The organism is Flavobacterium sp. GW823-FHT04A11 (assembly GCF_058796535.1).
Window position 1 is genome coordinate 4,559,828 of sequence record NZ_CM179503.1, and the last position, 22,520, is coordinate 4,582,347.

At 33.5% G+C, this 22,520-nt stretch carries 17 protein-coding genes and 1 other RNA gene; 8 read left to right on the forward strand and 10 right to left on the reverse strand.

The annotated features are described in order from the left end of the window. Positions 1-243: 243 nt before the first annotated feature. The 3 genes from AC3QL1_RS19465 to AC3QL1_RS19475 form a co-directional block, all read right to left on the reverse strand. Entirely contained in the window at positions 244-1,269 is a 1,026-nt protein-coding gene (locus AC3QL1_RS19465) for a glycosyl hydrolase family 18 protein (RefSeq protein ID WP_492493794.1), read from the reverse strand. 276 nt (positions 1,270-1,545) lie between these two features. Then, positions 1,546-3,066 carry a SusD/RagB family nutrient-binding outer membrane lipoprotein gene (locus AC3QL1_RS19470; protein ID WP_492493795.1) on the reverse strand — a complete coding sequence of 507 codons (1,521 nt, stop codon included), beginning with the start codon at positions 3,064-3,066 and terminating at the stop codon, positions 1,546-1,548. Positions 3,067-3,077: 11 nt separating this feature from the next. After that, entirely contained in the window at positions 3,078-6,266 is a 3,189-nt protein-coding gene (locus AC3QL1_RS19475) for a SusC/RagA family TonB-linked outer membrane protein (protein WP_492493796.1), read from the reverse strand. A gap of 264 nt (positions 6,267-6,530) precedes the next feature. Here AC3QL1_RS19475 and AC3QL1_RS19480 point away from each other — a divergent pair, with 264 nt between their 5' ends. The 3 genes from AC3QL1_RS19480 to AC3QL1_RS19490 all read left to right on the forward strand — a co-directional run bounded on the left by AC3QL1_RS19480 (position 6,531) and on the right by AC3QL1_RS19490 (position 9,889). Beyond that, on the forward strand, positions 6,531-7,583 hold the full coding sequence (locus AC3QL1_RS19480) for a sensor histidine kinase (protein WP_492493797.1): 1,053 nt from the start codon (positions 6,531-6,533) through the stop codon (positions 7,581-7,583). Beyond that, the gene (locus AC3QL1_RS19485; protein WP_492493798.1) at positions 7,573-8,274 is read left to right on the forward strand and encodes a LytR/AlgR family response regulator transcription factor; all 702 of its coding nucleotides are present in this window, start codon (positions 7,573-7,575) and stop codon (positions 8,272-8,274) included. Before AC3QL1_RS19480 ends, AC3QL1_RS19485 begins: the two co-directional genes overlap by 11 nt. 178 nt (positions 8,275-8,452) lie before the next feature. Continuing rightward, positions 8,453-9,889 (forward strand): MFS transporter, encoded by a 1,437-nt coding sequence (locus tag AC3QL1_RS19490; RefSeq protein ID WP_492493799.1) that lies wholly within the window; start codon positions 8,453-8,455, stop codon positions 9,887-9,889. A 149-nt stretch (positions 9,890-10,038) separates the two neighbouring features. Here AC3QL1_RS19490 and AC3QL1_RS19495 read toward each other — a convergent pair whose 3' ends face one another. Further along, positions 10,039-10,533 (reverse strand): hypothetical protein, encoded by a 495-nt coding sequence (locus AC3QL1_RS19495; protein WP_492493800.1) that lies wholly within the window; start codon positions 10,531-10,533, stop codon positions 10,039-10,041. A gap of 88 nt (positions 10,534-10,621) precedes the next feature. Continuing rightward, positions 10,622-11,278: a fructose-6-phosphate aldolase gene (gene fsa, locus AC3QL1_RS19500; protein WP_492493801.1), complete on the reverse strand. Its 657-nt coding sequence runs from the start codon at positions 11,276-11,278 to the stop codon at positions 10,622-10,624. A gap of 259 nt (positions 11,279-11,537) precedes the next feature. Between fsa and AC3QL1_RS19505 the strand changes: the two genes are divergently transcribed. Further along, on the forward strand, positions 11,538-12,845 hold the full coding sequence (locus AC3QL1_RS19505) for a GAF domain-containing sensor histidine kinase (RefSeq protein WP_492493802.1): 1,308 nt from the start codon (positions 11,538-11,540) through the stop codon (positions 12,843-12,845). Positions 12,846-12,880: 35 nt separating this feature from the next. Here AC3QL1_RS19505 and AC3QL1_RS19510 read toward each other — a convergent pair whose 3' ends face one another. The 3 genes from AC3QL1_RS19510 to ffs all read right to left on the reverse strand — a co-directional run bounded on the left by AC3QL1_RS19510 (position 12,881) and on the right by ffs (position 14,162). Then, entirely contained in the window at positions 12,881-13,081 is a 201-nt protein-coding gene (locus AC3QL1_RS19510; RefSeq protein WP_492493803.1) for a hypothetical protein, read from the reverse strand. A 4-nt stretch (positions 13,082-13,085) separates the two neighbouring features. Continuing rightward, complete coding sequence (locus tag AC3QL1_RS19515; protein ID WP_492493804.1) at positions 13,086-13,889, reverse strand: SDR family oxidoreductase; 804 nt, start codon at positions 13,887-13,889, stop codon at positions 13,086-13,088. A gap of 175 nt (positions 13,890-14,064) precedes the next feature. Further along, positions 14,065-14,162: signal recognition particle sRNA small type (gene ffs, locus AC3QL1_RS19520), an RNA gene on the reverse strand. A gap of 88 nt (positions 14,163-14,250) precedes the next feature. Here ffs and AC3QL1_RS19525 point away from each other — a divergent pair. Together AC3QL1_RS19525 and hutI are read left to right on the forward strand one after the other, a co-directional pair. Next, on the forward strand, positions 14,251-15,300 hold the full coding sequence (locus AC3QL1_RS19525; protein ID WP_492493805.1) for a glutaminyl-peptide cyclotransferase: 1,050 nt from the start codon (positions 14,251-14,253) through the stop codon (positions 15,298-15,300). A gap of 109 nt (positions 15,301-15,409) precedes the next feature. After that, positions 15,410-16,645: an imidazolonepropionase gene (hutI, locus tag AC3QL1_RS19530; protein WP_492493806.1), complete on the forward strand. Its 1,236-nt coding sequence runs from the start codon at positions 15,410-15,412 to the stop codon at positions 16,643-16,645. 79 nt (positions 16,646-16,724) lie between these two features. On the opposite strand, the gene AC3QL1_RS19535 is transcribed toward hutI, so the two are convergent. Further along, positions 16,725-17,603, reverse strand: a complete 879-nt coding sequence (locus tag AC3QL1_RS19535) for a DUF8428 domain-containing protein (RefSeq protein WP_492493807.1) — start codon at positions 17,601-17,603, stop codon at positions 16,725-16,727. Positions 17,604-17,699: 96 nt separating this feature from the next. Here AC3QL1_RS19535 and AC3QL1_RS19540 point away from each other — a divergent pair, with 96 nt between their 5' ends. Both AC3QL1_RS19540 and AC3QL1_RS19545 read left to right on the forward strand, forming a co-directional pair. Continuing rightward, positions 17,700-18,737: a formimidoylglutamase gene (locus tag AC3QL1_RS19540; protein WP_492493808.1), complete on the forward strand. Its 1,038-nt coding sequence runs from the start codon at positions 17,700-17,702 to the stop codon at positions 18,735-18,737. Between the two features lie 135 nt (positions 18,738-18,872). Continuing rightward, positions 18,873-20,126: a DEAD/DEAH box helicase gene (locus AC3QL1_RS19545; protein WP_492493809.1), complete on the forward strand. Its 1,254-nt coding sequence runs from the start codon at positions 18,873-18,875 to the stop codon at positions 20,124-20,126. Positions 20,127-20,247: 121 nt separating this feature from the next. On the opposite strand, the gene AC3QL1_RS19550 is transcribed toward AC3QL1_RS19545, so the two are convergent. Beyond that, positions 20,248-22,437, reverse strand: a complete 2,190-nt coding sequence (locus tag AC3QL1_RS19550) for a response regulator (RefSeq protein ID WP_492493810.1) — start codon at positions 22,435-22,437, stop codon at positions 20,248-20,250. Positions 22,438-22,520 lie beyond the last annotated feature (83 nt).

A 22,520-nucleotide genomic window follows, 5' to 3' on the forward strand; every position in this document is an offset into this window, starting at 1 on the left:
ATAAAACATTCAATAATGTGTTTTACGAAAACGTTTTCAAATTAGTTAATTCTAAGGTTTTATTTAAATTAATAGAATTTATAGAACATAAAATGTGAATTGTTCAATACTCAAGAAACGTTTTAATATTTACTAGAACGCTAATAATTAAGATTTTACAACTTTTAATTTCTAAAAATTAACAAAATATAAACAGTTTTTAAGTCAAATCAACTGTTGAGTTTTATAGATGGTTTACGCAGATTAGTTACCGCACAAATTTGTGGTTTTAACTTTTAAGGCAGTATATTTTTTGTGAATAACATTCAATAAAGAATATTGATCGAAAGAATCCTGAGCAATTTCCCAAATCATAATTCCTCCTGCATTTTGTGAAGCATACATTACTTTTTGTTCGATTGTTGGTCTTCCGTTATAATAAATTTTGCCAATCTCATCCTGATCTGCAAATTGTATTCCCTCAGCCACAATCTGATCATAAGTAGAACTGGTAACTTCCGGATAAGTAAAATTGTAACCGTAAAAAGGTACGCCAAGCGTTAATTTATCTGATGAAACATTTTGTAGTTTGTTCCAAAATTCAATTCCGGTTTTAGCATTTTCAAAAGAGCTATGTTGTCCGGGATTATTGGGTGTCCACGGTCCGGTACTATCATACGACATGATATTTAAAAAATCGAATGCATTTAAGGCTTCCTGCGTTATGTTTTCGAAACGGGAATTATTAGGCAAAGCTGCCGTTAAAAGTTTGTTTTTTATAGTTAGTTCTTTTCTTAATTCTAAAACAAAACCACTATATCCTGTTGTTACGGCATCCCATTCCAGATCTACATCTACTCCATCTAATTGATGAAGCTCGGTAAAGTTGATAATGTTCCGAATTAAATTGGGTCTGTTTTCGGGATTATAGATTAGGAATTTCCAATTGGATGCTACTTCTTCTGATAAAACGCCGCCTGCGAGAGAAATACTAATTTTAATATTCGGGTTGACCGATTTTACATATTTTACCAAAGCATCAATATCGCCATTAAAATTCAGATTTCCGTTTTTATCCGGATTTGCAAAAGCAACATTAAGATGCGTCAATTTACAAAACTGAATCATGCTTATTTTATCAAAATTATCCGAAGATAAATACCCCACAACTCTGGCTGTTTTATTTTTTGAATTTTCAGGTTCTGTTTCTTTTTGAGTAGAAAAGCTGTAAGCCGAAAAAAGAGAACTCATAAAAAAAAGGATGCCTAATAAGGCTTTATTTTTTATCATAATTTTTAATTTAAACGAATTGTTTTTAATTTCAATTAGAATGAAAATAATACCTTATCAGGCATAACTTTATATTTATTGGATGCAATTGTTTTTAACACATAGAAACATAGATTACCGTGTAAAAAAAAAGGCGTTTGACTTAAAATAAATCGCATAAGCTTGTGCCTATTTTTTTCAAGTAGATTTAGCAGATTTAAGCGGATTTTTTTAATTCTTAATTTTTAATTTTTAATTCATATTTTACATCCTATATTTCTATGTGTTTAAATTCAACTAGTTTACATCCCACCAAACTTTACTTAGCCAATCATTCTTTCCTCCCATTCTTGATAAAGCATCTAAATAGTTTTTCTGATTTTTCTGCATTTCATCATTTGGATAATACAAACGTGTCGGTACAACACCGCCGGTTCCTGAATCTGAATTGGTGATAGGCACTAAATGCGGATATCCTGTTCTTCTCCAGTTTGAATAGGCCTCAATACTATTAAATAAATAAGTTACCCAAATCTGAGTCCCAATTTGCTCTAATTCAGTTCCTGCTGCTAAAGGATTTGCATTAAGATACGCATCAATATTCGCCTGAGTTGCTGGTGTGGCTCCGTAAATTTCCATTTGTTTGATACCTGCTTCTACTCCGTTTTTATAATAATCCGCCGCAGCTCCCGAAACCCAGCCTCTAACTGCTGCTTCAGCCAACAATAATTGTGTTTCTGAATAGCTGACATGTAAAAAAGGAGTTGTTCTTAATTTCAAATAAGGCTGTATTCCTGAGGCAGAATTTGATCCTCCCGGAAGATCCCATCTAAACATTCCCGGTTTAACCCCTTCATATAAGGTTTCGCCCGGCTGTATTGGCGACCATGGCACAACGCTGCTGCTTGTTTTAGGAGTTGCAATCATCGTTAATCTTGGATCGCCATTGTCTCTTAAAAAATCGATTAATAAAGAACTAAAATGATCTCCATGTTCATCAGAAATAAACCCGTAAGACAATCCATTTCCTCTGTAATCAAGTCTTGAAGGATCATCACTAAAAGGAAAATCTAAATGATGCATTATACAGTTGTCTGCATTACTTTGAAAAACGCCATTTTGAAAAGCTATTTTTGCCTGTTTTTCAGCTTCTGCCGGTTTTACTTCAGAGATTCTCATCGCCAGACGCAAACGCATGGTATTGGCTAATTTTTTCCATTTTGAAATATCTCCATTATAAAATAAATCTCCTTTTACTGAACCTCCGGCATCGTTTAATTGATTGTAAGCTTCATCCAGTTCATTGAAAAAAGAAGTATAAATATCCTCCTGTTTATCATATTTAGGTGTTACAATTCCTTGTGAAAATCCTAATCCTGCTTGAGAATAAGGCACATCACCATAAATATCCGTTAAACGCTGTGCGATCATTACTTTCATAATTTTGGCTACGGCATTCATATTTACAGCCGCCGGATCTCCGCTTGTGTTATCCAGAATATCTACAATGCTTTTAATTTCGTGGGCATATACGTTTCTCCACAAAGCCACTGCATATTCTTCGTTATTTTTAAATTTACTTCCATATTCTGTTACGGCCCATGAACCGGAATAATGCTGGACAAAACCTCCGGCATAAATCAGGTTAGTTCTGTGTTGGTAATATCCATCTCCGGACATACATAATTGCGTAAAGGTGAGCTGTCCCGCCGGATTTGGCGATAGCGCCACCGGATCTTTTATCAGATCGTCAAAATTTTCTGTACAGCCTACTGCCGTAAAAACTGCGAGTATGGCTATTATATATTTAATTTTCATAATGTGCTTTTTTAGAATGTAACTTTAATATTAAAACCATACGATTTTCTTGATGGCAATGAACCGTACTCAAAACCTTGTCCGTTTCCTGAAGTATACATTGACTCCGGATCAATGTTTGGCAAGTCTTTATTAAAGGTTAACAGATTTCGTGCAAATGCCGAGATATAGATAGAACTTATTTTTGCACCTGCAAAAACACTTTTAGGTATTGTATATCCTAAACTCACCTCTCTTAGTTTTACGTAAGATGCATCATAAATAAACGGTGCCGGTGTATTGTCAGTTACATTTGTCCAATATGCCTGAGGATCTACAGGAGTTGTGTTTTTTACATAAACCGGATTATCAGCAGTTCCAGTATTTACAACTCCATTTGCTACATAACCTGCTGTTGGCGTCCAGGTTCCTACATTGAAATTAGGATCATTTGCAGCGGCTTCTGCTCTTGCTGCATTATAAGCATCTCTTCCTTCTGTGGTAACATCCAAAAGTCCTTTCCCTGCCGCAACCGAATTTGTCATCGAATATACATCCATACCAAACTTCATGTCTAATAAAAACTGAAGCGTGATTCCTTTATAAGAAAATCTGTTTGTTAAACCTGCTGCCCAATCCGGAAGACCTTTTCCTAATTCAACTTTCGTATCTGTGTATACAGGAAGACCGTTTGCACCAATAATCATTTCGCCGGAAGCTGTTCTTTGAAAATCTTTTCCGATAATAGTTCCGTATTGTCCGCCAACCTGTGCCACAATTGCTGCTCCCGCCCAGCGAGCTTCAGAAATAGTATACGTATTAATGTCCGGATGCAAAGAAAGAATGGAGTTTTTGTTTTTAGAAAAGTTCAGATCAATTCCCCATTCAAAACTTTTTGTCTTAATTGGCGAACCTGATAAAAATATCTCAATACCTTCATTACGCAATTTTCCGGCATTTACAGAAAGAAACTCATATCCAGATGTTGCAGAAGACGCTAGATCAAGGGTCTGATCTGCTGTATCTTCACGATAAACAGTTATATCCGCTCTTAATCTGTTTTTGAAAAAAGCTGTTTCTAATCCAAACTCGATTCCTGTTTTTGACTGAAAAGTAAGGTTCGCATTTGGTGCCGATGTATTTTTAATATTCACCACACTTTGTCCGTCATAAGCAGAATAAGTCGTGTAGTTTAAGGAGTTTTTGTAAGCTCCCGGTGCATTGGAAACTTTTGCCCATGATCCTCTAAATTTACCATAAGAAAAAGTATCGCCCTGAAGTCCAAACGCATCTGAGAATACAAAACCTAAGGAAGCTGCCGGATAAAAAGCATCTTTGGTAATCACGCTAAACCAGTCATTTCTTCCTGTAAATTCAGCATATAAATAACCTTTATAATCAAACTTTGCAGAACCGTAAACAGAGTTTGTTCTCGTTTTGGTTTCTGATGGCGCATTAATTGTCTGCGTAGAAAAATTACTTATAAATTCTGTTTCCGGCTCAATAATATTGGTCCCCTGACTTGAATTTTCCTGTCTTCTAAAATCTCTTCTGCTGGCTCCTAAAATCCCTGAGAAAGTAAAATCAGTAGCCAGTTTAATTTCACTAAAATTAGCGATGATATCCGTATTCATTTCAGAGACCGTAATGTCATTTAATCCAAGATAACCGGTATCTCTTCCCGGCCATGTACTTCCCGGAGCCATAAAATCACTAGAACCAAAAACATACGTATCCAAACCGGTTCTAAAAGTCAGTCCTATCCATTTTTCAAGTTGATACGTTCCGGTAACATTCCCCATAAAACGGTTTTTCTTAGAAGTGTTATGATTAGCATCTACCGTAAAATAGGGATTTAACTGATAAATATTGTTATTCCATTTATAGATTTCTCCTGTATCCGGATTTTTATAATTTTGAAGCCACGCCTGATCGATATTTGGTGCCAAACCACTTAAAGAATACCCAACATTATTTGGAGAATCTCCCAAACCTGGTCTGTTTTCTGTATTCTCCACCATGTAATTCACATTGGCATCCAAAGTAAATTTTTCTGATTTTAAAGTGGCATTTAAGCTCGCATCGTTTCTTTCTAAACCGGAACCCGGAACAACATCATCATTTTTCAGATTATTAAATCCAAAACGTACATACGCGTTCTCTCCTCCGCCAGAAACTGAAATTCCGTTTGTGGTTGTAAATCCGGTCTTGAAAAATCCCTGAATATTATTATCAACTTTTGCATACGGTTTCATAGAACCATCAAATATTTTAACCTGCTGTCCTACAGTTTCAGAAAATTTAGGTCCCCACGCGCTTGTCGTATATCCATATATTTCTGAAGGCGCTTTTAAAGGATCCGGCAAAATTCCGTGAGATCCCGTTCCGTAGTCGCTTTGAAAATCTTCGTATTTAGCATTTACTTTATCAAAACTAACGCCGCTGGTTAATTCGACTTGTAGTTTTCCTTTGCTTCCTTTTTTAGTTGTAATTAAAATTACCCCGTTTAACGCTCTCGAACCATATAATGCAGATGCTGCTGCTCCTTTTAAAACGGTCAGGCTCTCGATATTATTTGGATTTATACTCGAAATTCCGTCTCCGTTATCTCTTCCGTCAAACCATTTGCTTGATGCTGCAGTGTCATTAGACAAACCTGTATTATCAATAGGTACTCCATCTACAATATATAGCGGCTGGTTATTCTCGCCAATACTGGAAATTCCTCTAATAATAACTCTCGTACTTCCGCCGGCACCTGTAGCGGGCACAGAAACATCAACACCGGCAATTTTTCCTGAAAGTGCTGTAGCAACATTGGTTGTAATTACCTTGTTTAACTGGTCGCCTTTAATATCCTGAACGGCATAACCCAGCTCTTTCTTTTGTCTCTTAATCCCTAATGCCGTAACAACAACTTCATCTAAGTTTTGTGCATTTTCTTCAAGTGCAACATTTACTTGCGGAGAATCTGAAACTGTTACTGTTTTAGTTTTAATACCAATGTATGAAAACACTAAAACATCGCCTTTTGATGCTTCAATGCTATACATTCCGTCATAATCTGTTTGGGTTGCTTTTGCTGTTCCCTGGATAAGAACAGTAACACCCGGTAAAGGCAATCCTTTTTGATCGCTTACCAAACCTTTGATTGTTTTTACCTGGGCAAGCATAAGCTGCGTCGTTAAAAAAACAATAAAGATTAATGCAATTTTCTTCATTTTTGTCATGATTTTGTTAGTTAAGCGATAAATTTATTGTTAAAATTAACATAAATAAAATATTTTAAACAAACTACTCCAAATCTTAAACAAACGACACAAATCAATCAATAATACGTTTTACGAAAACGTTGCCTTGAAAAAATAATCGACGAAATACCATTTTTGGTAAAATTTTATTCAAAAGAATTGCGTTTTACCAACTAATTGTTTAAAGTTGCAAAATATTATTCTAAAGGATAATTGCACTAACCCCAAAAACAATTGAACGAAATTCAAAAATTAAAGTTCGAAATAAAACTGCAAAATCATATTTGGTTTTGGGGAAGCTACTTTACCCTTAACTTTTTGAGATGGGGAGCCTATTTTAATGATTATCCTTATTCTTTCAAATCAAACCTAATCGAATTTTCATTACATATTCCGTTAGTCTATTTTAATCTTTTTGTTTTGGTTCCAAAATTCGTTTTAAAACAAAAGTATATTCAGTACACCTTTGCCTTATTAATCAGCCTTTTTGGAATTTATCTTTTAAAAACGGCTCTTACCTATTATATTATATCCGAAAATATCTGGCCTGAAGCCAATAGGGAGTACCACCCTTTTGAAATTAATCATATTGTAGCGGTTTGTATTGGCGAATTGTATGTATTAGCGATGGCATCTTCTGTTTATCTGACTTTAACCTGGCTTCGGGAACGTGAAAGGAACCGATCATTAAGAGAAAATCAGTTTAAAATCAAATTGAAATATCTGGAGAATCAAATTCAGCCGCATTTCTTTTTCAATACCTTAAATAATTTATATGCCTTATCTTTAGAATCTTCCAATAAGGTTCCGGATGTGATTATTAAATTATCCAATTTGATGGAATATGTCCTGTACGACGTAAAAGGAACCAAGTTTGTTCCGCTTATAAAAGAAATAGACTACATTCAAAATTATATTGAAATCGAAAAATTACGTTTTGAAAATGTGGAAGTTACCATAAATCTTGAATCGGATATTGAAGATGTTGTAGTGCCTCCGCTAATATTTATTTCCCTGGTTGAAAATGCCTTTAAACATGGCGGATTAAACAACCGAAACTTAAAAATTAAGATCAATTGTAAAGTTATTGATAATAAAAGGTTAGATTTTGAAATCTTAAATAATTTTGTAATTTCACAAAATCTTAACCCAAAAAGCGGTATTGGATTAGTCAATACCAAAAAGAGACTGAAATTGATTTATAAAAATGACTTCAGCCTCAAACACAAAACTAAACTTAATTACTATATAATCCGTTTGCAAATACCTATTCATAATGAAAATTAAATGCGTATTGATTGATGATGAGCCTTTAGCTATCAAAGTCTTGCAAAATTATTTCAACAATTTTACAGATTTTGAAGTTATCGCTACATTCAATAATTCTCTTGAAGCACTTGATTTTATAAACAGTACAGCTGTTGATGCCGTATTTTTAGATATCAATATGCCTATGATGACGGGATTTGAACTGATTAGTTTGATAGAAAACAAAACCAAAGTCATTATTACTACTGCATTTAGGGAATTTGCAGCCGAAAGTTATGATCTTGATGTTTTAGATTATTTAGTAAAACCCATTCCGCTTCCAAGATTTATAAAGTGCATTAATAAAATCACAACCGAATACAATTTAAAAAACAATATTAAAGTAGAAACCACAAAAGGCGATTCTCATATTTTTATCAAAGTAGATAAAAAGATGATGAAAATTAATATTGAAGAAATTCTGTTTGTCGAAGGAATGAAGGAATATATCAAAGTTGTAACTCCTGATAAAACCTATATTACACATAAATCCCTGACTTCATTATCTGAAGAATTACCCGCAGACCGCTTTCTGAGAATTCATAAATCTTACGTAATTGCGCTAAATAAGGTAAAATCTATTGAAGGAAATAGAATACAAATTCAATCTTACACTATTCCAATAGGCCGAAATTACAGTAAAGACGTTAAAAATAAAATTTTAGAGTAAATACAATTTCATTTTTCATTTTCTAAGTTGGTTAAAATTAACACATTGTTGAAAAAATGATGCCGTTGGTTTAAATTTAACATTATTTGTGCCTTTTTATTTTTTTTTGATATACTTAACAAATATATTTACGGTCTTCAAAAAACAATAAAATTAAAAATTAACCTTATCACAAATTATGAGTTCAGAAAATGTGCAAACTAAGTGGGGACAATTTATTCCCCTGGTTATCGTATTCTTCTTTTGGGGCTTTGTCGCTGCAAGTAACGACATCCTGATTCCTGTTTTTAAAACAGCCTTCAGCTTATCTCAAGGAGAAAGTCAATTAGTATCTTTAGCTTTTTATATCGCTTATACTGTAGGATCCCTTATTTATATGGGAATTTCTGTTTTAATCAAAGAAGATTTAGTTAACAAGATAGGATACAAAAATGGTCTTTCATTAGGTTTACTTATTTCTGCTCTTGGAACATTATTATTTTACCCTGCTGCAAATACAGGATCTTTTCCTTTAATGTTATCAGGATTATTCATTGTAGCACTTGGTTTTTCATTACAGCAAACCGTTGCAAATCCACTAGCTATTGCGTTAGGACCAATTACCACTGGTTCTCAGCGTTTGACATTAGCAGGCGGAATCAACAATTTAGGTACTACAATCGGACCGCTTATTGTAAGTTTTGCTATCTTCGGATCAAGCACAGGATCTTCAACTTTAAGTATCGAAAGTGTAAAAATCCCTTATTTAATACTTGGTTTAGCATTTTTATTAGTTGCCATTTTATTAAAATTCTCTTCATTACCAGATAGACCTGCTTTGATCGAAGAAGAAATTGCTCACGACGGTTTTACTGCAAAAAAATCTGCATTACAATATCCACAATTAGTAATGGGAATGATCGCAATCTTTCTTTATGTTGGTGTAGAAGTTTCTACTGCAAGTAACTTACCGGCTTACATGGAAAGTAAATTAGGATTTTTGACAAAAGATGTTGCACCCTATATCTCTTTATACTGGGCGAGTTTAATGATTGGTCGTTGGACCGGAGCTATCGAAGCTTTTACAGACAAGGCTAGTTTACAGCAAATATTACGTTTTGTAGCACCATATTTAGCTTTTGGAGTTTTCTTAGCGGTAAATGCCATTGCAAAACACGATTTGACACCTTTCTATATCTACGGATTAATTATTTTAGTATTAATTGCGGCTGATATTGCGAGTAAAGGAAACCCTGCAAGAATGTTACTTATATTCTCTGCATTAGGAATTGTTGCTTTAGCTATCGGAATGTCTACCAGCGGTATTGTAAGTGTTTACGCTTTTACAAGTGTTGGTTTATTCTGTAGTACGCTTTGGCCATGCATCTTTACTTTAGCAGTAAGCGGATTAGGAAAAAATACAAGTCAGGGAAGCAGCTTCTTAATCATGATGATTATGGGTGGTGGAGTTATCAGCTGGCTACAAGGTTTTGTATCTGAATTTATTGGTATTCAAGCAAGTTACGTTGTAGGTATTTTATGTTTTGCTTACTTGGCATTCTATGCATGGAGCGTAAGCGGAATCCTTAGAAAACAAGGAATCAACTTTGACAAAAAACTTTCAGGAGGTCACTAAGACTTAAGAAATAACAATAAAAAAAATCCAAATTCCAATTTTTACAGATTGGGATTTGGATTTTTGTTATTACAGCTTTATTATTAAAATCCTAAAGATTCGTTCCGCCAAAAACCTTTGCAACTTTGAACCTTTGTGCCTTTGAACCTCTATTTAGCATTTATAATATTACTTAAATTCTTTTTAAAAACAGCTTTATTCTGTTCTGATAAAGTATAAACAACATCTTTATCGGCATGAACAATAATTTTATCGATATTAGCCGATAAAAGCGCTTTTGGATCTTTGATCTTTAACGTACAGGCGCCATCAAAATAACCATCTTCTTCAATTGTCTTTTTTGCATCTATCGCAGTTCCGTCACTTAAAACAGCCGATATAGTCATTGTACTGTTTAATGTAGTAGAATAAAAACCATCCATTACCAACATTAATCGGTAGGAGTTTTTCATTTCCGGTCCTTTAAATTCGTGACGTGTAATAGTGTAACGCAATCCTTTTGCCAGCGTCTGAAATTTTACAGAACTATCCAGCTCATAAGTCGCGACATCGCCCGCTTCATTTACACTCGTTAAGACTTTAGCTTGTGCATTTACTGCAATATTTGAAATTAAAAACGCAAAAAATAGAATAGCTTTTTTCATATGTCATTGTTTTTGAGACATATAAAGATAAAAAAAATCGCCATCTTTCTTACAAAATGGCGATTTTTAATTATTTATTTAAAGTAAACTATTTGTTACCTTTCTCAAAATCAGCTACAAACTGAGCTAATCCAATATCAGTTAAAGGATGTTTCAATAATCCGTAAATTGCAGAAAGAGGTCCTGTCATAACATCTGCACCAATTTTTGCACAGTTTACAATATGCATTGTGTGACGAACAGAAGCTGCTAAAATTTGAGTTTCGTAACCGTAGTTATCATAGATTTCTCTAATTTCCTGTATCAGGTTCAACCCATCTGTAGAAACATCATCTAGACGTCCAATAAAAGGCGAAACATAAGTTGCTCCTGCTTTTGCAGCTAATAAAGCTTGTCCTGCAGAAAATACAAGTGTTACATTGGTTTTAATTCCTTTGTCAGAAAAATATTTCGCAGCCATAACTCCTTCTTTTGTCATTGGCAATTTCACTACGATTTGATCATGCAATTCAGCTAATTCTTCACCTTCTTTAATCATTCCATCATAATCCAACGCATTTACTTCAGCACTTACATCGCCTTCTACAAGATTGCAAATGTCAACATAATGCTTAAGGATGTTGTTTTTTCCTGTAATTCCTTCTTTTGCCATCAATGATGGATTAGTCGTTACACCATCTAAAACACCTAAAGCCTGTGCTTCCTGAATTTGAGCTAAATTAGCTGTGTCAATAAAAAATTTCATAATATATTTAAATTTAATTGTGTTGATTCTTTTTTGGCGCTTTCTCTAAGCAAACCGGGCTATCAGTGTTCTCTTTTGTTAACTATGCTTGTTCGCAAAAAGAGACTGATTTTTCCCCTCACGTAAATTTTGGCGCAAAATTACAACTTATAATTTTCCCAAAATTAAAATCTTAAAAATAATTCTAAATTTCACCACTAACCCTTACAAAACGTTAATTAAAAAAGTTGTAATTTTAAGCCATTAAATAAGTCCCAAAGTGCTAGAAGAAAATTTTCAACAAGACATTACTAATATTCAGAATATTACTATCGTACCAACCCTTCTTAATGTGATTTGCCAAACCACCGGAATGGGTTTTGCCGCTATAGCCAGAGTCACAGAAGATCGTTGGATTACCTGCAGTGTTCTGGATAATGTTGCGTTTGGTTTAAAACCAGGAGATGAATTAGAGATAAAAACAACGATTTGTCATGAAATTCGTCAGGACAAAAAAGCAGTCATAATTGATAATGTAAGCGAAGATCCTGATTATCAATATCACCATACTCCTAAAATGTATGGTCTTCAAAGTTATATTTCAGTTCCTATTATTCGATTAGACGGAAGTTTCTTTGGCACATTATGCGCCATTGATCCTAAACCAAACAGCCTGAAAGAGTTTAAAGTTCGTGAAATGTTCAATCTATTTGCCGATTTAATCTCTTTTCACATCAGCAGTCTTGAGCAGGCAAACGAAAGTAAAACGATCCTGTTAGAAAAAAATAATCTTATCGCAAAAACAGAAGTTGAAAAACAAAAAGCCGAAAAACAAAAGTTAGAAGCTGAAAAAAAACTTATTGAAAAGAACATTTCGCTGGAAAGAATGAACAGCGAACTCGAAGCTTTTAATTACATATCAAGTCACGATCTTCAGGAACCGTTGCGTAAGATTCAGCTTTTTACGGATACAATTGAACGCGAAGAAATTAATAACTTATCTGAAAAAGGTAAAACTGCATTTTCTAAAATTAAAAATTCAGCTTTTAGAATGCAAAATCTGATCAATGATCTTTTAATCTATTCTAAAACCAAATTTGACGAAAGAAAGTTTGAATTAAAAGACCTGAATACAATTGCAAATGATGTCATTGAAGACCTTACAAATGAGTATGAAAATAAGAATGTTGTTTTTGATATTCAGAAATTAGGCAAACTCTCTGTAATAGAATTTCAATTCAGACAATTGCTTTATAATCTGATCAATAATTCATTAAAATTTGCAAGTCCGGATCGAAATTTAATCATTACAGTGTCCTCACAAATTGTAAATGGACAACTTGAAAAGCTTTCTCCGCTTACTAAATATTATAAATTAACCATTTCAGACAATGGTATTGGATTTGATCAATCGTACAACAAAAGGATATTTGGTCTCTTTCAGGCACTACATACAAAACCTCTAAAAAGTACCGGAATCGGACTTACGATTGTAAAAAGAATTGTAGAAAATCACGACGGATTTATTAAAGCGGAAGGTGTTTTAAATGAAGGAGCAAAATTTGAAATATTTATTCCGATCGAATAATTTCAAATTTTGCCCGGTTTATCTTTTAAACAAGATTATTTCGCAGAATTATGTCTATTTAATTCTTTCAATTCATCTCTAATTTCCTCTAAAACTTTAAGAGTATCTTCTTTATAAAGTTCTGCGTTGTTTATTTTATTACTTAATGCTTTAAAAACATTTCTAATAATCAACCAAAAAACAAAAAGAACAGCAACAGCAATTAAACCCGGAATAATTTCTGAAACTTTATCCATAACCTTAGAGTTTATAATGATTCATTAACATCTTTTCATACATTTTATCCGGAAGCGCACGTTTTAATACAATCGAAAACCTTTGCATAAAAGCACCTACTTTATAATGTACATTCGGCTTTTTTTGTTGAATAATTTTATAAACTGCTTCTGCCATTTCATTCGGATTACTCCCTGCATCAACATGTTCATTCATTGCAGCAAGAGTATCTCCATACACTTTTTCGTAAGCAGAACCCTGAATAACAGGCGCATGATAACGTCCTGAAGCAATATTGGTTGCGAAATCTCCGGGCGCTACATTGGTAATTTCAATTCCAAAAGACTTCACTTCCATTCTTAAAGCCTCTGTAATTAACTCCAATGCTCCTTTTGATGCCGAATAAACGCTTCTGTAAGGCAATCCCATATAACCCGCAATTGAAGTAATATTGATAATTAAACCGGATTTTTGTTCACGCATTTGTGGCAAAACCGCTTTCATAACTTCTATTGGGCCAAACAAATTAGTTTCGAAATTGTTCTTGATTTCTTCTGTCGGAATTTCTTCCAAAGGTCCGGTAATTCCAACTCCGGCGTTATTAATTACAATATCCAATCGACCTGAAGTTGCTATTATTTTGGCAACAGCCGATTTAATAGATTCTACATTTCGGACATCTAAAGCCACAAGCGGAAAAACAGAATTTAATACGTTTTCAGGATTTCGACTTGTTCCATAAACAACGAAACCTTTTTTCTGTAAAAATTCTCCAATTGATTTTCCGATTCCTGAGGATCCTCCGGTAATTAAAACGACTTTATTCATGTTTGAGAAGTTATGAGTTTTGAGTTATAAGTTAATCATGAGGCAAACTTTAACCTCTAACTGATAACTTTTAACTTTACGAAGTTCCAAAAATAAAAAAATCCTCCATAAGGAAGACTACATTTAAATTAATTCTAAAAAAAAATCCTGAAACTTCAGGATGTCTAAAATAAAAAAGTGGCAAGCGACCTACATCGCACCGCTCAACCACGTACCCTTGCTATGTTCCCATCCTGGGGGAGTCTGCAGGAGCTGGTCGTGTAGGACTTGCCGGTGCAAATATACAATCTTTTTATATTTTTGCAAGAGCTTTGTTGCTATAAAAATATCGTCGTATATTGGCTTATTCAAATTTTTAACTATGAAAAAATATAACTTCCTAGCTTTCATTTTATTAGGAATCACAATAATTGGTTGTGGAGATACAAAAAAAGGTGAAAATTCTTTATTTAATATCGATGATTCGGCTTTTCCAGCTCATTTTACGTCAAAAGAAGCAGTTTCTATCGGAATTTTAAACCCAAATTCGAAAGAAATTGACAGCATTGCTTACTTTGTCAACGATAAAAAAGTGGCAAGTAAGAAAGGAAATGAGAAATTTAAATTTGAATTAAAAGATCAAAAATTAGGGTATCAATATTTAAAAGCAACAGTTTATTTTGGTGGAGATTCGTCTGATGCAACCAAAAGAATTGAATTAGTTTCTAATGTTGAGCCAAAATTATTAAAATATAAAGTAGTCAATACTTTTCCGCACGACACAAAAGCTTTTACCGAAGGTTTAGAATTTCACGACGGTGTTTTATTTGAAAGTACGGGTCAAAAAGGAGATTCTTATTTTAGATCTGTAGATTATAAAACCGGAAAAGTTATCAAACAAGTTGATCTTCCAAAAGAATATTTTGGTGAAGGGATTACTTTCCTAAACGGAAAATTATATCAATTGTCATGGCAGGAAAAAACAGGTTTTATTTATGACGCTCAAACCTTAAAACTGGAAAAGAAATTTACATACGATAAGGAAATTGAAGGTTGGGGAATGACAAATGACGGAAAATACATTTACCGTTCAGACGGAACTGAAAAAATCTGGAAAATGGAGGCTGATACACAAAAATTAATTGATTATATTAATGTGTATTCAGGAACTTCAAAAATTAAAGCAATTAACGAATTGGAATATATCGACGGAAAATTCTATGTGAATGTTTGGCAAAAAGATGCGATTGCAGTGGTAAACCCAACATCCGGAGCTGTTGAAGGAATTCTGGACATGTCTGGCTTACGCAAATTCATCAAACATCCTGAAGCGGAAGTTTTAAACGGAATCGCTTATAATCCTGCAACAAAAACAATATTTGTAACCGGAAAATACTGGGAAAAAATGTTTGAAATAACAGTTTCTGAATAATAAATTCCAAATTCTAACAACACGAATTTCACAAATTGTCACTAATCTATTCGTGGTAATTTGTGAAATTTGTGTTTTATAGCATCACTTAAATACTAAACTCATATTGATGATCACTTTAATTACCAACATAAAAGAATTGCTTCAGATTCGTGAAACTTCTGTTTCTAAGGTTTCGGGGGCTGAAATGGCAATTCTTCCCACAATAAAAAATGCTTTTTTAATTTTAAAAGATGATTTGATTCATGATTTTGGTTCGATGGAAAATCTTCCGGAAATCAAAGCAGATAAAATTATTGATGCAACAAGAAAAATCGTTTTGCCTTCCTGGTGCGACAGTCATACACACATTGTATATGCGGGAAATCGCGAACAGGAATTTGTCGACAGAATCAACGGATTTTCTTATGAAGAAATTGCCAATCGTGGCGGTGGAATTCTGAATTCGGCTAAAAAACTAAACGAAACTTCGGAAGAAGAAATTTATGAGCAGTCAAAAATTCGATTGGAAGAAGTTATGCATTTAGGAACCGGAGCTGTAGAAATAAAATCAGGTTACGGACTTACAATCGAAGGCGAATTAAAAATGCTTCGTGTTATCAAAAAACTGGCAGAAAATTATCCAATTTCTATTAAAGCGACTTTTCTGGGTGCGCACGCATTTCCGTTACATTATAAAGAAAATAAATCCGGTTATATCGACGAAATTATAACCAAAATGCTGCCTGAAATAGCACAAAACAAACTCGCAGATTATATTGATGTGTTTTGCGAAACCGGATATTTTTCTGTTGAAGAAACAGAGCAAATTATGGAAGCGGGAATTCAATTCGGCTTAAAACCAAAAATTCACGTGAATCAATTTAATTCCATTGGCGGAATTCAGGCCGGAATTAAATTTAACGCGCTTTCTGTCGATCATCTCGAAATTATGAACCCACAAGATATCGAAGCTTTAAAAAATACAGAAACGATGCCTGTCGCTTTGCCGTCCTGTTCTTATTTTTTAAGTATTCCGTACACTCCGGCGCGAGAAATGATAAAAGCAGGTTTGCCAATTGCTTTAGCGACTGATTTTAATCCGGGTTCTACTCCATCCGGAAATATGAATTTTGTCGTGGCAACAGCTTGTATTAAAATGAAAATGACTCCCGAAGAAGCCATCAATGCAGCAACAATAAACGGCGCATACGCAATGGGAATTTCTGAAACCCACGGAAGTATTACAAAGGGGAAAAAAGCCAATTTAATCCTCACAAAACCTATTTCCTCTTATTATCAGATTCCGTACGCTTTTGGCAGTAATTTAATTGAAAGCGTTTTTATAGCAGGTGAAGTTTTATAAATAAATTACTTTAATATTTTCCATAAAAAAAGGTCTGTGAATTTTTTCACAGACCTTTTTCTTTTACTTTGAGTAATGATTATCTTAAAGAAAAACTAGTTTTAGAAACTAACTCGTCATTATCAAATACATTGATAAAATAAGTTCCTTTAGCGAAATCTTTACCTGGCAAGTCTTCAGAAACCTGTACAGTTTTGTTTTCGTATTGGATTGTTTTCTTAAAGCTGTAAGTTAAAGTATTATCTCCAAAACTTTCTGTTTTCTTATCACCTAAAACATTGTTTTTAGCGTCAATAACTTGAATATAATACGTTTTATCCCCAGATTTTGCAATTTGATTTTCAGCAATTGTAAAACTTACTTTCAATACGTCTGCACGGCTTGCTTTATCAGTTTCAATTTGTTTTCCTGAGCTTTTCAATTTGTAAGCAGCAGTTTTTGTATTTAAAATTGATAATTTAGAACCTTTTTCAACTGTTTTAGCCAATTCTTCGTTTTGACCAACTAAAACTTCATTGAATTTTTTAGACTCTCCTAAAACTACAATAGTACTATCTCTCTGAACTGTTAAAACACCATTTTGTTTTTTCAATTCATCGTTTTCAGCAACTAAAGTTTTCATTTTAGCCTGCATCCCTTGCACCTGATTTCTGTATTTAGACACATCTCCTTTAGATTTATTTAAATCATCCATCAAAGCTACTACTTTGTCTCTTTCCTGAATTAATTCATCAGACATAGAAGTGTTTTCTGCAATTGCAGCATCGTAAGTTGCTTTTAATTCTTGCAAATCTTTCATAACAGATTCTTTCTCTGTTAGAGTTGTAGTAAGTTCAGTTTTAACTACGTCAGTATCAGACGATAATTTAAAAATATACACTAAACTTCCAATTAGTAGGACTGCTAAAACAGCGATTACCGCCTTTAGACTTGAGTTGTTGTTCTTTGGGTTTTCCATATTTAAATAATTTTCTTAAAAACAAATTTAATAATTAATATATCGTTATAACGTAAGTTACTACAATTATATTATTTTTGAACAATAATTTTTTTTATGGAGAAACTAATCCCATTTACTATTAATGATTTAGCGAAAGTAACGAATCATCGAAGTGGTGAAATAAAGTTTGGAGAAAAGATGATTATCATTCCAAATGGAGTTGATAAGGTCAATTTTTTGAAAGAGAGTGAAGCTAAATATGTTCTTTTGGGTATTCCTGAAGATATTGGCGTGCGCGCTAATTACGGAAGACCGGGAGCAGCATCGGCATGGGAAAGTGCGATAAAAAGCATTGCAAACATTCAGCATAACCGTTTTTCTAAAGGCAGCCAAATCATTGTTTTAGGGCGAATTAACGTTGCAGAAGAAATGCGTGACGTCGAAAATCTGGACTTTAATGACATTGATGACCGTTCAAAATTAAGCCAGCTTGTTGAAAAAATAGACAAAGAAGTTTCTCATATAATCTTTACTTTAATTAAGGCCGGAAAAACTCCGATTATCATTGGCGGAGGCCATAATAATGCGTACGGAAACATCAAAGGTTCGGCTTTAGCCAAAGGAAAACCAATCAATGCAATTAATTTTGATGCACATTCTGATTTTAGGATTCTGGAAGGCCGTCACAGCGGAAATGGTTTTTCGTATGCATACGAAGAAGGTTTCCTGAAAAAATATTTCATTTTTGGACTACACGAAAATTATACTTCAAAAAGTGTTCTTGATATTATCAAAAAATTAGAAGATCGTGTTCGCTACAATACATACGACAGCGTCAATATTCGAAAAGAAAAAGATTTTAACAGAGAAATGGCTCTGGCATTAGAATTCATAAAAACAGATTCTTTTGGTATCGAAATTGATTTGGATGCAATTCCAAACATCGCCAGCAGCGCAATGACAATCAGCGGATTTTCTATAGAAGAATTACGCCAGTTTGTTTCGTTTTTCGGAGAGCATAGAAATGCCACTTATCTGCACATTTGCGAAGGCGCACCGGATTTAGACCAATCGCCAAACAATCATTTAATTGGAAAATTAATTGGTTATCTGATCACCGATTTTATCAAAGCCCATAACGAAAAGATTTAATTTGAATCTCTGGCGAAAGGCTGAAAATTAACACATTTGCCAAATAAACCCCAATTCAAATAAACGATTGGCTGAATAAACCTATCTTTGCACAGAATTTTAGTACTTAAAACTAAAATTCTTAATACCTAAGATATGTTATTCGAAGATTTATCACTTTCAAAAAGTATACAAAAAGCCGTATTTGAAGAAGGCTATTTAAACCCTACACCTATTCAGGAACAATCTATTCCGATCGTTTTGGCCGGAAGAGACCTTATTGGCTGTGCACAAACAGGAACAGGAAAAACAGCAGCATTTGCTATTCCAATCATACATCAGTTACACCGAATTGTTGGTTCATCAAAAAAAACAAAAGTAATTCGTGCTCTTATAGTTACACCAACGCGTGAATTAGCCGTTCAGATTGGGCAAAGTTTTGATACTTATGCAAAATATACCAATTTAACTCAATTGACTATTTTTGGCGGCGTTTCTCAAAATCCGCAAGTGGATGCCTTAAAAAAAGGTGTTGATATTTTAGTGGCGACCCCGGGAAGATTATTGGATTTACAAAAACAAGGCTTTCTTGATTTGGATCATTTGCATATTTTAGTGCTGGATGAAGCCGATCAGATGCTGGATATGGGTTTTATAAATGATGTAAAAAAGATTGTAAAGCTTACGCCAAAAAACCGTCAGACTTTATTATTCTCTGCCACAATGCCTATTGCGATTAGAGAATTGGCAGAAATGTTTTTGCAGGATCCTGCAAAAGTAGAAGTTTCGCCGGTTTCATCAACTGCTGAAAATGTGGAGCAGCGCATTTATTTTGTAGAAAAAGCAGAGAAGAGAAATTTACTTTACCATTTAATAAAAAACGAAGATTTATCAAACGTATTGGTTTTTTCAAGAACCAAACACGGAGCTGATAATGTTGTAAAAGCTTTGCGTAAAAAAGATATTGCGGCAGAAGCCATTCATGGTGATAAATCGCAGAATGCAAGACAACGCGTTTTGGATGCTTTTAAAAACAAAGAAGTTGGTGTTCTTGTTGCAACAGATATTGCTGCAAGAGGAATCGATATTGACCAATTGCCTTTTGTAATTAATTTTGATTTGCCAAATATTCCTGAAACTTACGTTCACCGAATTGGTAGAACAGGTCGTGCAGGAAATGGCGGAATTGCGATTTCTTTCTGCAGTAAAGACGAACACGTGTATTGGAAAGACATTCAGAAATTGATAAAAGTAGATGTAAAAACCATCACTGACCATCCTTATCAATGGCACGCAGGAAGCCCGGAAGCAGCAGCCGCAGAAAAACCTAAAAACTCAAACCGAAGCGGCGGTGCTCATAAATCGAGAAAATCAAACGCTTCTAAGCAAAATAAAAAACGCTGGTATTAAACACTAATTTTACGAATTTGCACAAATTAATAATTGAATGGTTTGTGAAATTTCACAAACTAAAAATTAGTGAAAATTCGTGAAATTCGTGTTTAGGATATTACATAAAAAAACGTTGGCATTAACAGCCAACGTTTTTTGTTTCATAGATAAGGTAATTCATAATTTTAAACAGCCTTACGGGTTCAAAAGGTTTAATGATAATATCGTTCATTCCTGACGAAATGGCTTCATCTGTAATTTCATCTTTATCAAAAGCGGTTAAGGCTACAATTGGCGTTTTAATCCCCAATTGGCGAATTCTTTTTGTGGTTTCAAATCCATTCATCAAAGGCATATTAATATCCATAAGAATAAGATCAAAATCCTCATTTTCGAGTATTTGCAAAGCACTAAAACCATCATCAACAACCTGGCAGACGTAATTATTTTTTTCTATTATTTTTCTTGTAACCAGTTGATTGATCAGATTATCTTCTACCACTAAAATTTTGTAGATTTCATGTGAAGTTAAATCAACCTGAATTTCATCAATTATAACTTTTGTTTTGGCTGCATCACATTCAAACGGAATTGTAAATGAAAATGCAGTTCCTTCGCCAAGATCACTCTGCAAAAGTATCGTTGTTCCAAAAAGTCCTAATAATCTTTTTACGATGCTTAAACCTAATCCTGTTCCCTGATAATCTTCATCTTTTCTTCCAACCTGGACAAATTTCTCAAAAATCTTACTTTGGTCAACAATAGCAATTCCAACTCCATTATCTTTTATCTGAAATTCTAAATGATAAAATTTTCCTTCTGTTTTCTTAAGAGTTACAATAATTTCGACTTCGCCGTCCTTTGTAAATTTTAAGGCATTACTAACTAAATTCATTAGAATTTGAGCCAATCGCAACTTGTCTCCAATTAAATATTCGGGAATATTAGGATCTATAAAAACAGAAAGTTTATTATTATTTTTTTGCGATAAAAAAGAAAGCGAATTCTTGATCATGGCAATTTCATCAGAAATATTAAAAGTAAGATTCTCCAATATCACTTTATTTTCTTCTATTTTATTGATTTGAAGAATATCGTTTACGAGAGATAATAAATATCGGGCGGAGAATTTTAATGAACTTAAATGCTGGCTATTCGACAATTCCTTATGTTCTTCGAGCAGCATATTTGTTATTCCCACAACACCATATAAAGGAGTACGCAATTCGTGGCTTATTGTCGAAATAAATTGTGTTTTAAGTAAAGAAGCTTCTTCTGCAATTTCTTTTGCCTGTAAAAGCTCTAAATTGTGTTTTTTCTTGTATCTGATATTCTTAATCAAAGTAATAATCAACAAAAGCAGAATAAAAGAAATTATGATAAAGAGAATCACAATAATTCTCGACTTTTTTAAACTTTGATATTGCGATATTTTTTCGTTTTCAATTTTATCGATTTGTCTTTTGTATTCGTCTAGCTCAAGATTAAAACCTGCAATTGATGCTTTTTTAATTTTTTCATCATTATAAAGTTCTTCCGTAATTTTATTGAACGCGGAGAGGTTTTGATACGCTTCCTTGTATTTTTCAATTTTGGTTAAAAACTTAGAATATTCTAAATGAGCATACGACAAATCAGATTTTTCACCACTGTTTTTGCCTGCTTCGATTGCTTTTAAAAAATACTGATTTGCAGCTTCATTATCTGATTTGTAGCTGGAATACATTCCGTTAAGCATGTTCACTACTACTTCTGTAGATTTATCGCCGTACTTTTTTTTATTAATATCAATGTATTTCAGATACGGATAACCTTCTTTAAAATTTCCGTAATCAAAATTGGCCCAGGCAATATTTACGTTGGTAAAATACACCTGATTGAGATCGTTGATTTTTAAACCGTATGCAATTGATTTTTTATAATAGCGGATTCCTTTATCAAATTGTTTTCTTTCAAAACAATATATATTTCCTAAGTTATTGTAAAGGCTGTATTTAATAGAGTCATTGTTGGTTTTATTAGCATAAAACAAACTTTTATTATAGAAGAAAATTGCCTTATCAAACTCTGATAATTCATTATAATTTCCAGCAATGATTTTATAAGATCGCGCTATTAAATAGTCATTTTTTATAGCTGTGGCGTAGTTAAGTGCTACGCGTGAAGCAATTAGTGATTTTTCAAAATTGGAATCTTTATAATCAGACCAGGCTTGTTTTACCAGTTTGTTAATCTTGCTTTCTGAAATAACTTCAGACTGAGCAAGTGCTGAATTGTCAAAACAAATCAGAATTAAAAGGAGAGTAAAAAAAATGCGTATTTGGGGCATAAATAGGCTAATTTCATCAAATATACGTTTAAAAATAAAAAAAAGCCGTATTTCAATTAAAAATACAGCTTTTTTCTTATTTT

What these genes read in the sequence shown, in the direction of transcription:
- AC3QL1_RS19465 (WP_492493794.1), bottom strand. Translation starts at nt 1,269, where the DNA reads ATGATAAAAAATAAAGCCTTATTAGGCATCCTTTTTTTTATGAGTTCT.
- AC3QL1_RS19470 (WP_492493795.1), bottom strand. Translation starts at nt 3,066, where the DNA reads ATGAAAATTAAATATATAATAGCCATACTCGCAGTTTTTACGGCAGTA.
- AC3QL1_RS19475 (WP_492493796.1), bottom strand. Translation starts at nt 6,266, where the DNA reads ATGAAGAAAATTGCATTAATCTTTATTGTTTTTTTAACGACGCAGCTT.
- AC3QL1_RS19485 (WP_492493798.1), top strand. Translation starts at nt 7,573, where the DNA reads ATGAAAATTAAATGCGTATTGATTGATGATGAGCCTTTAGCTATCAAA.
- AC3QL1_RS19490 (WP_492493799.1), top strand. Translation starts at nt 8,453, where the DNA reads ATGAGTTCAGAAAATGTGCAAACTAAGTGGGGACAATTTATTCCCCTG.
- AC3QL1_RS19495 (WP_492493800.1), bottom strand. Translation starts at nt 10,533, where the DNA reads ATGAAAAAAGCTATTCTATTTTTTGCGTTTTTAATTTCAAATATTGCA.
- fsa (WP_492493801.1), bottom strand. Translation starts at nt 11,278, where the DNA reads ATGAAATTTTTTATTGACACAGCTAATTTAGCTCAAATTCAGGAAGCA.
- AC3QL1_RS19510 (WP_492493803.1), bottom strand. Translation starts at nt 13,081, where the DNA reads ATGGATAAAGTTTCAGAAATTATTCCGGGTTTAATTGCTGTTGCTGTT.
- AC3QL1_RS19515 (WP_492493804.1), bottom strand. Translation starts at nt 13,889, where the DNA reads ATGAATAAAGTCGTTTTAATTACCGGAGGATCCTCAGGAATCGGAAAA.
- AC3QL1_RS19525 (WP_492493805.1), top strand. Translation starts at nt 14,251, where the DNA reads ATGAAAAAATATAACTTCCTAGCTTTCATTTTATTAGGAATCACAATA.
- hutI (WP_492493806.1), top strand. Translation starts at nt 15,410, where the DNA reads ATGATCACTTTAATTACCAACATAAAAGAATTGCTTCAGATTCGTGAA.
- AC3QL1_RS19535 (WP_492493807.1), bottom strand. Translation starts at nt 17,603, where the DNA reads ATGGAAAACCCAAAGAACAACAACTCAAGTCTAAAGGCGGTAATCGCT.
- AC3QL1_RS19540 (WP_492493808.1), top strand. Translation starts at nt 17,700, where the DNA reads ATGGAGAAACTAATCCCATTTACTATTAATGATTTAGCGAAAGTAACG.
- AC3QL1_RS19545 (WP_492493809.1), top strand. Translation starts at nt 18,873, where the DNA reads ATGTTATTCGAAGATTTATCACTTTCAAAAAGTATACAAAAAGCCGTA.
- AC3QL1_RS19550 (WP_492493810.1), bottom strand. Translation starts at nt 22,437, where the DNA reads ATGCCCCAAATACGCATTTTTTTTACTCTCCTTTTAATTCTGATTTGT.